General features: G+C 40.0%; 13 protein-coding genes and 1 pseudogene. 7 read left to right on the forward strand and 7 right to left on the reverse strand.

Annotation, left to right across the window (positions count from 1 at the left end; translation table 11 throughout):
* The first annotated feature begins 109 nt into the window (after nucleotides 1–109).
* Both CIK86_RS17380 and CIK86_RS17385 read left to right on the forward strand, forming a co-directional pair.
* On the forward strand, nucleotides 110–1,381 hold the full coding sequence (locus CIK86_RS17380) for an amidohydrolase family protein (protein ID WP_011330137.1): 1,272 nt from the start codon (nucleotides 110–112) through the stop codon (nucleotides 1,379–1,381).
* 276 nt (nucleotides 1,382–1,657) lie between these two features.
* Nucleotides 1,658–4,078 carry a TonB-dependent receptor gene (locus CIK86_RS17385; RefSeq protein ID WP_086999086.1) on the forward strand — a complete coding sequence of 807 codons (2,421 nt, stop codon included), beginning with the start codon at nucleotides 1,658–1,660 and terminating at the stop codon, nucleotides 4,076–4,078.
* Nucleotides 4,079–4,151: 73 nt separating this feature from the next.
* On the opposite strand, the gene adhP is transcribed toward CIK86_RS17385, so the two are convergent.
* Nucleotides 4,152–5,162 carry an alcohol dehydrogenase AdhP gene (adhP, locus tag CIK86_RS17390; protein WP_086999083.1) on the reverse strand — a complete coding sequence of 337 codons (1,011 nt, stop codon included), beginning with the start codon at nucleotides 5,160–5,162 and terminating at the stop codon, nucleotides 4,152–4,154.
* A 225-nt stretch (nucleotides 5,163–5,387) separates the two neighbouring features.
* Between adhP and CIK86_RS17395 the strand changes: the two genes are divergently transcribed.
* Nucleotides 5,388–5,933, forward strand: a complete 546-nt coding sequence (locus CIK86_RS17395; protein ID WP_011330134.1) for a MarR family transcriptional regulator — start codon at nucleotides 5,388–5,390, stop codon at nucleotides 5,931–5,933.
* Between the two features lie 64 nt (nucleotides 5,934–5,997).
* Here the strand turns inward: CIK86_RS17395 and CIK86_RS17400 are convergent, their stop codons facing one another.
* Both CIK86_RS17400 and CIK86_RS17405 read right to left on the reverse strand, forming a co-directional pair.
* A complete protein-coding gene (locus CIK86_RS17400; RefSeq protein ID WP_086999080.1) occupies nucleotides 5,998–7,014 on the reverse strand; it encodes a lytic murein transglycosylase in 1,017 nt (338 codons plus the stop codon).
* Complete coding sequence (locus CIK86_RS17405; protein WP_011330132.1) at nucleotides 7,007–7,288, reverse strand: YcgL domain-containing protein; 282 nt, start codon at nucleotides 7,286–7,288, stop codon at nucleotides 7,007–7,009. The genes CIK86_RS17400 and CIK86_RS17405 overlap by 8 nt, the downstream gene beginning before the upstream one ends.
* A 155-nt stretch (nucleotides 7,289–7,443) precedes the next feature.
* On the opposite strand from CIK86_RS17405, the gene minC reads away from it, so the two are divergent.
* Genes minC through minE form a run of 3 tightly spaced genes read left to right on the forward strand, consistent with a single transcriptional unit; the run spans nucleotide 7,444 to nucleotide 9,231 of the window.
* A complete protein-coding gene (gene minC / locus CIK86_RS17410) occupies nucleotides 7,444–8,148 on the forward strand; it encodes a septum site-determining protein MinC (protein WP_011330131.1) in 705 nt (234 codons plus the stop codon).
* A gap of 5 nt (nucleotides 8,149–8,153) precedes the next feature.
* Nucleotides 8,154–8,963 carry a septum site-determining protein MinD gene (gene minD, locus CIK86_RS17415; RefSeq protein ID WP_011330130.1) on the forward strand — a complete coding sequence of 270 codons (810 nt, stop codon included), beginning with the start codon at nucleotides 8,154–8,156 and terminating at the stop codon, nucleotides 8,961–8,963.
* A 1-nt stretch (nucleotide 8,964) separates the two neighbouring features.
* Entirely contained in the window at nucleotides 8,965–9,231 is a 267-nt protein-coding gene (minE, locus tag CIK86_RS17420) for a cell division topological specificity factor MinE (RefSeq protein WP_024604840.1), read from the forward strand.
* A gap of 123 nt (nucleotides 9,232–9,354) precedes the next feature.
* Here minE and CIK86_RS17425 read toward each other — a convergent pair whose 3' ends face one another.
* From CIK86_RS17425 to CIK86_RS19440, 3 genes and pseudogenes are all read right to left on the reverse strand, one after another.
* Nucleotides 9,355–9,798, reverse strand: a complete 444-nt coding sequence (locus tag CIK86_RS17425; protein WP_254910781.1) for a group II intron maturase-specific domain-containing protein — start codon at nucleotides 9,796–9,798, stop codon at nucleotides 9,355–9,357.
* A gap of 216 nt (nucleotides 9,799–10,014) precedes the next feature.
* On the reverse strand, nucleotides 10,015–10,305 hold the full coding sequence (locus CIK86_RS19430) for a hypothetical protein (RefSeq protein ID WP_254910777.1): 291 nt from the start codon (nucleotides 10,303–10,305) through the stop codon (nucleotides 10,015–10,017).
* Between the two features lie 36 nt (nucleotides 10,306–10,341).
* Nucleotides 10,342–11,288: pseudogene (locus CIK86_RS19440) on the reverse strand (sigma-70 family RNA polymerase sigma factor).
* A 184-nt stretch (nucleotides 11,289–11,472) separates the two neighbouring features.
* On the opposite strand from CIK86_RS19440, the gene CIK86_RS17435 reads away from it, so the two are divergent.
* Nucleotides 11,473–11,823 carry a DUF2200 domain-containing protein gene (locus CIK86_RS17435; RefSeq protein WP_086999183.1) on the forward strand — a complete coding sequence of 117 codons (351 nt, stop codon included), beginning with the start codon at nucleotides 11,473–11,475 and terminating at the stop codon, nucleotides 11,821–11,823.
* On the opposite strand, the gene CIK86_RS17440 is transcribed toward CIK86_RS17435, so the two are convergent.
* Nucleotides 11,820–12,245, reverse strand: coding sequence for a GNAT family N-acetyltransferase (locus CIK86_RS17440; protein ID WP_254910774.1), 426 nt, complete (start codon nucleotides 12,243–12,245; stop codon nucleotides 11,820–11,822). The two genes, CIK86_RS17435 and CIK86_RS17440, sit on opposite strands and share 4 nt — an antisense overlap.
* Nucleotides 12,246–12,261 lie beyond the last annotated feature (16 nt).

Below are 12,261 nucleotides of genomic sequence, written 5' to 3' on the forward strand. Positions count from 1 at the left end.
ACTAAATAAAGAAATTACGATAGATAACAGCCATCGCTATTTATTTGCAGTTTGTGCTTAGCTTGGTAAAGTCGAGTTAATTTAAAATACTAATAAAAGACCCCCTAATATGAAAAAACAACTACTGTCTGCTTCTATCGCACTTTTATGTTTAAACAGTATGAATGCCTATGCTGTTACTTATGTATCTGCTAAGGCAATGCTTGATGTTCAAAGTGGTAAGTTAATACAGTCACCCCTTATTACCATAGATAATGGCGTGATCACCGCTATTGATAGCAATAAAACGCCTAAGCTTAATAAAGGAGATGAACATATTAAGCTGCCTGAACTGACACTTATGCCAGGATTAATGGACATGCACGTGCATTTAACCAGCGATCCAACGGTACCTCGCAGTGAGCGTGTAGGACAATCGGTACCGCGTATGGCTGTAAAAGCAGCGTACTTTGCGAAAAAAACCCTTGAAGCTGGGTTTACTACCGTGCGCAACGTAGGCGCAGAAGGTTACAGCGTAATTGCAGTACGCGATGGAATTAACGCAGGCGATATAATTGGCCCTCGTATTTGGGCAGCAGGCCCCTCTTTAGGTATTACCGGCGGCCATTGTGATAACAACCGTTTGCCACCTGAGCTTAAATATACCTCGCAAGGCGTTGCCGATGGTCCATGGGCGGTACGCGTTAAAGTGCGCGAAAATATTAAATACGGCGCCAACGCCATTAAATTTTGTGCCACAGGGGGAGTATTTTCAAAAGGGACTAAATTGGGCGCACAGCAGTACTCGTTTGAAGAAATGAAAGCCATTGTAGATGAAGCGCACCTTCGCGACTTACCAGTAGCCGCGCATGCTCATGGTACAGATGGTATAAAAACCGCAATTAAAGCCGGTGTTGATAGCGTAGAGCATGCCAGTTATTTAGATGACGAGGCAATTAAATTAGCTAAAGATCATGGTACTTGGCTTTCAATGGATATTTACAATACCGAATATACACTGAGTTTTGGTGAGCAAAATGGCGTAGATGAGGAAAACCTAGATAAAGAACGCCAAGTATCTAAAGTACAGCGTGATAGCTTTAAACGTGCAGTGAACGCCGGCGTAAACATGGTATTTGGCACCGATGCTGCTATTTACCCGCATGGCGATAATGCTAAACAGTTTTCTCGCATGGTTGAGTTTGGTATGACTGAACTGCAAGCAATTCAAGCATCTACTGTAAATAGCGCAAAGCTATTAAAAATGGATAAGCAGTTAGGCCAACTTAAAACCGGCTTTGCAGCCGATATTATTGCAGTAAAAGGCAATCCGCTTAAAAATATTGCAACACTTGAGCACATTCCTTTTGTAATGAAGGCAGGGGTAGTTTACAAAAATTAGTAACTCTTTTTAGATAGCTCTACATAAGGCCCGCTTTTAATTTATAGCGGGCCTTTATTTTAAGTCTAAACAATTTATAGCTGAAACTTTGGCCAACTTAGGCTGAAAAAGCTAATCGTACATTTAAAAAGCATAAGTTACGCTTACTAATTTCAACACGCTCAAAAAACCAGCAAACAGATTGTTATTAAAGTTTTTTTTGAACTTTTCATTTATTTTAATAACGATAACTATTATCATTCACGCAGCTTGTTAAATACGAATACTTACCATTATATGCATAACTTTAAATATTCTTTACTTACCCTTGCTTGTTTAAATGCACAATTAGTCTTTGCTAATGATATAAAAGTTGAAGACAACATAGAGCGCATTAGCGTTTACGAAAAACAAAATCGTGTTGTTATGAGCTCTGGCTTAGCTACTAAGTCAAACATGTCGTTAATGGAAACCCCAGCTCCTGTGGTTATTATTGACCGTGAACTTATTGAATCGCAAGGGGTTAATAGCCTGCAAGATTTAGTACGCAACGTAAGTGGTTTAACTCAAGCCGGCAATAACTACGGTATTGGCGATAATTTAGTTATTCGCGGCTTAGATGCCAATTACACCTACGACGGTATGTATGGCGGTGCTGGGCTAGGTAATACCTTTAACCCGACTCGTTCACTTACTAATGTTGAATCGGTTGAAGTACTAAAAGGCCCTGCTACTGGTTTATATGGCATAGGTAGCGCTGGTGGCGTAATAAACCTAATTGAAAAAAAGCCTGAGTTTAACGAAAAACATAAAGTGGGCGTAGAGCTTGGCCAGTGGGATAGTTATGCACTTTCGATTGATAGCACCAATGCTATAACCGATAATTTAGCCTACAGGGTCATGGCTAAAACAGCTTCAAGTGCCGGCTTTCGTGACTTAAAAGAAGATCGCGACGAAATTTATACCTCGCTTAAATATGTATTCGATAACAAACAAAATATTATGCTCTCCGCGGCCTACATTAAAGATGCCATTGCAGTGGATTCAATTGGTCACCCTATTCGTATTTACGATGCAAATTCGGTAAATGGCCTAACGTCAGATCAAGTAACCGGTGCTGATTTAGTAAATAATCCGTCTGGCAATGGCTTGCAATTATCTGAAGCGCAGCGCATTGAGCTTGCAAATTCATTATCGTCTTCAGATGGTTTAACGCCTTACAGCTTTGGTACTAATGGTATTATTTCACCTATGGCTAAAGATAACGAAGGTGAGGAGCTGCGTTTTAAATTAACCCACAACTACTTTATTACCGATGATTTATTTTTGAATCAACAATTGCAGTATCGTAATTACACCTCAAGCTTTGCTCGTCAAACCGGGGCTTATAATTACGTGTATTCAACTCGCAGTGGAGTAATAAACCAAGATCCGCGCGCGCCACTAGTTGAAGACGGGGTACTTTACCCGTTTGCAGCACGCCGCCAAGAGTATCGCCAAGTGGAGGCCGACGAAAAGTCATGGCAGTACTTTGCCGATTTGCGTTACGACTTTTCAGTAGCCGATATAGACAACGAGTTATTAGTAAACGCTAATTATGAAGATAGAGATATTGGCTTTAAACAATATTCTATTTATGATGCCGATAAAGTGATCAACGATAGCGACGGTAACTTACTTTACCAAGGCACACTGCCCTACATTTACGATATACGAGAGCCTAACTGGCCAACCGGTAACTTTGCCGATTACGACCCACTTAAAACCAGCGACTACAATAAAAAAGTACAAGCTTGGGGGTTAGGTATTCAACATGTAAGCTATATAAATGAAGCCCTTACTACACGTATTGGGGTTGCCTATAACCGCATTAAACAAAGTTACGAGCATTTAGGTGTAGATGAGCGCTACAGTTCAAGCCGTGCAAACCCAACCCCTGAGGCAAATACATCAGACAGTGGTTTAACCTATAATTTAGGTGCAACTTATCAGCCAACTGAAGATTTCTCGATATTTGTTAATCATTCTAAAGGGCGTACAGCCTACAGTGTTTTAGGCTCTGTAAGTGGTAACGAAGCCGACAGAGAAGATTCTGAATCGTTAAGTAACGATTTAGGATTTCGCTTTAAGGCTTTTGACGATCAGTTATTAGCGTCTATTGTGGTATTTGAAAGCGCGCGAACTAATTTAGAGTATGCTAACCCTCTTTATGAAGCGGGTGTATCTGCAGAGGGTATAGTTGAAAGCTTTTATAATGGTAAAGAAGAAACCAAAGGTGTGGAGCTTGATTTAAACGCTTACTTAAACGATAAATGGAAAATAAACGTCAACGGCGTATACCAAGATGCACGTGATCAAAGTAATCCTAATAGCAGCAGTTTCGATACTCGCCAAAAAGGCGTGCCCTATGTAACTGCCAGCACTTGGGTAACTTACTACGCAAACATGTTTAATTTACCAGAGGCGGTAAATATTAGCGGCGGTATTACTTTTGTAGATAACCGCAGCACTAACTCTAGCTCGTTTTCGATTCCGGATGGTTATGTACCTAGCTATACAATTTATGACACTGCCATTTCGTACACAACTGATAAATGGCATATGCAGCTAAATCTTAATAATTTATTTAATAAGCGTTATTACTCTAAAGCCATGTTTTTAGGCGGTATGCCTGGGCAAGAGCGCAATGCTAAATTAAGCTTTAGCTACACACTTTAACTAGGATTTGTCACTAAAATAATAAAAGGCGTACATACTTAATATGTACGCCTTTTATTGCCTTTTTTAACCGTTAAATAGTAACAACTATACGGCCGTTAATTTCGCCTTTGAGCATATCATCAAAAATTTCGTTAATATCCTCTAAGCGTTTTTCTTCAATAATTGCTTTTACTTTACCTTGTGCTGCAAATTCTAAGCACTCTTGTAAATCTTTTCGAGTACCTACAATAGAGCCCACAACTGACACACCATTTAATACTGTGTCAAAAATAGGTAATGGCATATCCTCTGGCGGTAAACCCACTAACACACACTTACCACCACGACGTACACTTTTATAAGCTTGCTCAAAACCAGGCTTTGAAACTGCAGTACATACGACTGCATGCGCGCCGCCTACTTGTTTAAAAATGGCTTCGCTTGGGACCACTTCTTTAAAGTCGAGGGTAATATCTGCGCCAAGCTCTTTGGCCAGCGCGAGTTTTTCTTTGCCGGTATCAACCGCTATAACATTAAACCCCATTGCTTTAGCATACTGTACAGCTAAGTGCCCAAGACCGCCCACTCCCACAATAGCCACCCATTGCCCGGGTTTAGCTCCTGACACTTTAAGTGCTTTATACGTAGTTACTCCAGCGCAAAATAATGGCGCGGCTTCTGAAAAGCCAAGCCCTTCGGGTATTTTTACCACGTAGTCACCGTGTGCTAAACAATATTCGGCGTAACTACCATCTATAGAGTAGCCGGTATTATGCTGTGACAAACACAGGGTTTCTCTGCCATCTAAGCAAAACTCACAATGCCCACAGGCACTGTAAAGCCAAGGCACACCAACGCGATCGCCTACTTCTAGGTGTTTAATATTGCTACCGACCTTTTCAATTACACCTACGCCTTCGTGGCCTGGCACTAAAGGCATTTTAGGCGCAACAGGCCAATCGCCATGACATGCATGTAAATCGGTATGACACACCCCACAGGCCGCTATTTTTACCAATACATCATTTATGCCAACCTCTGGGATAGGCATGTCTATTATTTGTAATTTACCTTTAAATTCATTATTAATTGCAGCTTTCATAATCATTCCATCGTTTAAGTAATACCTATAAAATAAGTATTAATGTGTATTAAAAATAAACTTCATTGCTTTATACCCATTACAACTTAAACCAATATAGCTGAGTGATTATTAATCTAAATCAAACTTTAGTCTGACAGTAATTACTTAACTCGCTGTAAAATCTTGCCATACTCAATAAGCGTGCTAGCATTAGTTTCTGAAATTACTAAAAATTAAGAAGTTATGAGTTTATCCGACAAAAATTTTTCCTTTGTAATGCACTGTGGTGAAATGGGTAGCCGCTGGGGATTCAATCGTACTATTGGACAAATGTGTGGCTTATTGATTATTACTAAAAATCCGATGACCGCGAACCAAATTGCAGAATCCCTCAGTATTTCACGCGGCAATGTTAGTATGGGCATTAAAGAGCTGCAATCGTGGCAGCTCATTAAAGTACAACATATTCCTGGCGACAGAAAAGAATATTATGCCCCTGCGGGTGATATTTGGGATATGGCTAACCGGGTGTTCGAAGAACGTAAAAAACGCGAAGTAGAGCCTACTCTAAGCTTACTGCGCGATAATCTATTAGATACTGCAAGCAACGAAGATGAACTTTACGCACAAAAACAAATGGGCGAAATTCATAACCTGCTTGAAACAGTGACTAAATGGTCATCTGAATTACAGCGTTTAACCCCTGAGCAGCTTAATAAGCTAATGAAGTTAGGATCTGGCATCGGTAAGGTAATTGACTTAAAAGATAAAATATTTAAAAAAGAGTAAGTAAAACCCAAAATTCAAAAAAAGCCGCAATTGCGGCTTTTTTTAGATACTTATTTAATCTGTATTATATTTTTGGATAGCCAATTCTGTCTGATAAATAACCTACACTGGTAGCAAAGTAATACGAGCGATTCCAGTGCATAAATACTTTATAGTTATCGTAGGCTAAGTACATACGACCATTTATATCATCTGGCATTACCAACGCTGCTCGTACATCTACATTTGGCAGATCACTACCATCTGCACGGCGTACACCTAGTGCTTGCCATTCAGCTAATGAGCGCTCTGAGTCATTCCAAAATTCTAACCATTGTTTACGCGTTTTAGTACCGCGCACTAGCACGTATTTACTATCAAAGTTTTCTGGTAACTTAACCTGACGACCCCATGTAAGCGAGTCGTTCCAGCCTTCTTGCTTTAAGTAATTAGCAATAGAGGCGAATGCATCTTCTTTGGTAGTCCAAATATCTTTGCGACCATCGTTATTATAGTCAACCGCGTAAGCGTTAAATGAGGTAGGCATAAATTGCGTTTGCCCCATAGCACCTGCCCAAGAGCCTTTAAACTTATCAAGGGTAATGTGCCCTGACTTTAAAATATCAAGCGCAGCCCAAAGCTGTTTTTTATACATGGTTTCGCGACGACCATCGAATGCGAGCGTAACGAGCGATGAAATTACATTATGGCCACCTTGTATAGCACCAAAGTTACTTTCAAGGCCCCAAATTGCCACAATAAAGCGCGCTTGAACGCCAAAGTCTTTAGCTACTTTTTCTAGCACGTCTTGGTTTTCGGCGTATAATTTACGGGCGCGATCAATTTTCCATTGCGGTACGCGTTTAGGTAAATAGGTTTCGAGCGTTTCTTTAACTTCTGGCTGATTTTTATCTGCAGATACTATTTTTTCTTTATAGCTTGCACCAGCAAAGGCTTGTTCAATAAGCTGGCTGTCGTAACCCTTTGCAATTGCTTCTTGCTTTAAAGCGTCTAAATATGTTTGAAATTCAGCTTGTGTTTTTGCCATTACAGATGTGCTTAAACATACTCCACATAAAATCATGGCTAATTTTTTAATCATTATCGGCTCCGTTTTCTTTTCGTAATTGGCTTAACAGATTCTCCTGCGGAGGCGGTATTTGTAAATAATACCCTTTTTCTGTCAATGCTGCTTTTACGGTTTCTAAATCAGCTGTGCCTAACATCGCACGTTTTGCTAGGTTTATCAGCATCACATATTTAGGTTGACCAAACATAGCCATTAAAGGTTCCGGAACTTTAGTAAAATCATCTCTTTTTTCAACAAATAAGAAGCTATCCGCTTTTTTCTTACTTTTATATACCGCAGTGAGCATTATGGCCCTATAAATTCTTGCTTAACAATGATTCACACTATAACATGAGAGCAATAATAAGTTAGAAAAATTAGATTGAAAATTTCAATAAAGGCCTTATTCAGCCTGCGTTTATCTAAATTTAATCTCTGATCAGATAATTCAATTGAGCGTGTATGTCAGAACAAATTTTTGAGTTAAAAGGGAATCTTTTTACGTTATCAGTTTTACATCTTTACAGTACTGATATAAACCTTTTAGCAGAGCAACTGTATATAAAAATAGCCCAAGCGCCCAAGTTTTTTGAAGGTGCGCCTATTGTTGTTAACTTAATTGAGATAAAAAATAACTCTCTCGATTTTGTCCATTTAAAGTCATTACTTGAGCGCATGAGCTTTAATGCCGTTGGTGTATGTAATGGCTCAGACGAGCAACATACGCAAGCCAAAGCTGCTGGCCTATCGGTATTAAATTATTCACAAGACGTTAAGAGTGAATCTGTTAAAAAAGAACCCAATACATCTATTGTTGAAAAAACAGTGCACTTGCCTGCACAAATAATTAATGGCACGGTACGCTCTGGTCAGCAAGTTTATGCAAAAGATCGCGATTTAGTGGTACTAGGTGCTGTAAGCCATGGCGCAGAAGTTATTGCTGATGGCAACGTACATATATACGGAACCCTGCGTGGCAGAGCAATCGCTGGCGCAAAAGGGTTTAAAAACGCACATATATTTTGTAATCGCTTAGAAGCAGAACTTGTTTCTATTAATGGCAATTACTGGATCAGTGATTCACTGCAAGGTGAACACTGGGGTAGCGCTGTGCAGATACAACAAAAAAATGAATCATTAGAAATTTCAGCTTTGGTTAAAGGATAAATCTCATGGCAAAAGTTATTGTCGTTACCTCGGGTAAAGGTGGTGTTGGTAAAACAACGTCAAGTGCCGCAATTGGTACAGGCTTAGCATTAAAAGGCTACAAAACAGTTATTATCGATTTCGATATTGGCTTACGTAATTTAGATTTAATTATGGGTTGTGAACGTCGTGTAGTGTACGACTTTGTAAACGTAATTAATGGTGAAGCAAATTTAAATCAAGCACTTATTAAAGATAAGCGCGTTGATAAACTATTTTTACTCCCTGCATCACAAACTCGTGATAAAGACGCCCTAACACGTGAAGGTGTTGAGCGCGTGCTTAACGAATTAAAAGAAGACTTTGATTACATTGTTTGTGATTCACCAGCGGGTATTGAAGCTGGCGCTATGATGGCTATGTACTTTGCCGATGAAGCAATTGTAACAACAAACCCTGAAGTATCGTCAGTGCGAGATTCAGACCGTATTTTAGGTATTTTACACAGTAAGTCTAAGCGCGCTGAAGAAGGCTTAGAAAACATAAAAGAACATCTATTAATTACTCGCTACAATCCAGATCGTGTTTCTAAAGGTGAAATGTTATCGGTTGAAGATATTCAGGATATTTTAGCGATTGATTTATTAGGCGTTATTCCTGAGTCTCAAGCAGTATTAAGCGCATCTAACTCTGGCCAACCTGTTATTTTAGACAGCGAATCTGATGCAGGCCAAGCTTATGCAGATGCGATTAGCCGCTTACTAGGTGAGACTGTCGACTTTCGCTTCTTAGATGTAGAAAAAAAAGGTTTATTCAAACGGATATTTGGAGGTTAACGTGTCTTTACTTGACTACTTCCGCTCAGAAAAGAAAAACAGTGCGTCATTAGCAAAAGAGCGATTGCAGATCATAGTCGCGCACGAACGTTCTCAACGAGGAACGCCGGATTACTTGCCACAATTAAAACAAGATATTTTAGATGTGATCCGTAAATACGTTAACGTGAGCAGTGACGCAGTCCAAGTTCAATTTGATCAGAACGAAGATGACTTAGCCGTACTTGAGCTAAACGTAACCTTGCCTGACGAAGAGCCAAAAGTATAAGGCAGTAATTAAGTATTAAATTACTGTTAGCATCGAGTAGGGTGAGGCTTTTGCCTCATCCCTCTCACAGAACCGTACGTACGGGCCTCGTATACGGCTCCTGTATTCTTCTATCCCTTCGGCTTATTTTCTAAACGCCGAGTGAGCAAGCCATCCTGTACTTACTTTTTCCATTGAATATAAACCTTGCTCCTCAAACCATTGGTTTGGCATCGCTACATTCGATAATGGACTTAGAGAGTTTCGCCATGAGTTCATTTTGATGAACTTAAATGGCGGCTTTTTCCCTAATTGTTTTAGTCGCTTATGCAACCTCGCTGGGTTTTTCCACAACCTTAACTGAATTGCCCTTAATCGTCGTCTCACCCACCTTGCCAACAAATTTAGCACTCGTTTACTATTGGCTATACTGAAATAATTTACAAAGCCGCGCACCACTGGATTGAGTCTTTTTATTACTTCAATTAAGTTCATGCCACTATTTCGCTTTGTTAATCGTTTTACTCTTTGTTTAAAGCCTTTGAGTTTTGTGGCTTGGATACGCGTCCAATTACTGCCTATCTCCACTCCCAAAAATTTTACGCCTTCACTACTATGCGCTATGTGCGTTTTCTTTTATCGGGTAATTCACCATTTTCTGAACTATTACTTGCTTTAACTATCACCATAACTTTCATTTTGCATACTCCTTGTGTTCTTACATGAATAAAAAATAGCACTTCATGTAGTAATCGAATGGCAAAACATAAAATCGACAAGTATTAAAAATTTTTTATAAATATTTTATAAGGCTGCTAATTTACGTTTTAGGTGTCGCTGTTCAGGGATTTGTTTGGTAAGAGTTAAAGCATGTTCAAGTGCTACGCGCGCCTCACTTTTACGCCCTACCCGTGCTAAAAACTCGGCATACGTGGCATAACAAAGATGGTATTTTTGCATCAATTTTTGCTGTAATAGCTGCTCAACTAATAACACTGCGGCCTCAGGGCCATGGTGCATAGCGACGGCAACAGCACGATTGAGCTCAATAACAGGTGAAGGTGCAACTTGTAATAACAAAGAATACCAAGCCAATATTTGCCCCCAATCGGTGTTGTTTGCATCTAACGCTTAGGCATGAACAGCTGCAATTGCGGCTTGAATAGTATAAAAGCCATATTCACGTTTAGCTGTGCTGCTTTGCACAAGCGCTACTCCTTCTTGGATCTGAGCTTGGTTCCATAGACTACGATCTTGTTCTGCTAACAGAATAATATCGCCCTCTTTATTAGTGCGCGCATTGCTACGTGACTCGTTAAGTAACATTAAGGCAAGTAAGCCCGTTACTTCTGTGTCGGCTAATAATGACTGCAGTAGCCGTGCTAAGCGGATCGCTCAATGGTAAGCTCAGTACGCGTGACACTTTCACCAGCAGAGGATGAATAACCTTCGTTATACACCAGATAAATAACAGATAGCACAGCCTCAACTCTGCTCTCTAGTTCTTCTTTTGAGGGGAGTTGAAAGGGAATGTTAGCGTCACGAATTTTCTGTTTACCACGCACAATACGCTGTGCCATGGTCGATACAGAGGTTAAAAATGCACTGGCAATTTCTTCCGTTGTTAAGCCACACACTTCACGCAAGGTCAGTACGACTTGAACTTTTATATCGATTGCTGGGTGGCAACAGGTAAAAATCAAGCGTAGCTGATCATCGCTAATTAACTCATCAACGCTATTTGATAAAGCAAACTCATCACTAATTTCAGCCTGAGCAGGGCTTTCATTTGCTAATTGCGTGACTATTTCACTATGTCGTTGTTGGCGTCGTAACTGATCGATTGCTTTAAAACGGCCAGTAGAAACAAGCCAGTTAGAAGGTTTATTTGGAATACCCTCAGATTTCCACTGTGTAAGCGCCGTGCTAAAAGCATCATGAAGTGCTTCTTCTGCCAGCTCAAAATCTCCAAGTAAACGGATCAAGGTCGCGTATATACGTCGTCCTTCATCACGATATATAGCTGCTAGCTTGTTTTTAACTGCTTCATTTGTGGTTGGTGTATTTTCTATACTCATCAATTGCCTAGCTCTTTAAGCTTAAAATTGACGCGCTGAAATTTCACAGCTAATGCCAGTGAAAAGCTACTCATTTACCCAAAACAGTAGCGCAGCAAAGCGCAATTATCAAACAAAACACACTAGCACAAGCAAGCTAATGTATGGGATAGTTACAATGGCAGTTCAGGAAAAGGCGAATAGCATGCAAAATCAGAAAATCTATAAAATGGCGTTTGCCAAGGTGTACCCTTTATATATTAACAAAGCACAACGAAAAGGCCGCAGTAAGGAGGAAGTAGACCGTATAATTTTTTGGTTAACCGGCTACAGTGAAACGCAATTAGAATTGTTACTGGCTAATAATACTGACGTTGAAGCATTTTTCCAACAAGCGCCGCGACTCAATCCCGCACGTAAGCAGATCACAGGGGTCATTTGCGGTGTTCGGATTGAAGAGATAACGCAGACGATGATGCAAGAAATTCGCTACCTTGATAAGCTAGTAGATGAATTAGCTAAAGGCAAAGCCCTAGAAAAAATTCTACGAGCTTAAGTTTTACACCATTGCATATGGTATTCAAACTGATCATCACCCGTTACAGCAAACCCAAGCTGTTGGTATAAATAAAAAGCGGGATTGTGTTTTAATACAGTCAAATTGATTTTAGCTGCGCGCGTTTTAAGAGTGTTAATAACCGCACTACCATAGCCTTGCCCCTGATATGTGGGGGCTATTTGCAATTGCATTAGCTCAATTTCAGTCTCGTTTTGTATAAATTTTACGGCCCCAATTAACGTTCCATCATGATAAATTAGCTGATACGCAGCAAAATTGTCCATTAAGCGCACATTATGCTCCTGAGCAGTTAAATAAATCCCCTCTCGCGCTAAGTGCTCAACCATAGTCGCTAAACGCAGTGCCATTAAAAATGACTTATCACTTTCATTTGCTTGTATAAATTCCAACGCCAACATTCATTCCTTATGTCTC

Source organism: Pseudoalteromonas sp. JB197 (assembly GCF_002332205.1).
GTDB classification, from domain to species: domain Bacteria; phylum Pseudomonadota; class Gammaproteobacteria; order Enterobacterales; family Alteromonadaceae; genus Pseudoalteromonas; species Pseudoalteromonas nigrifaciens.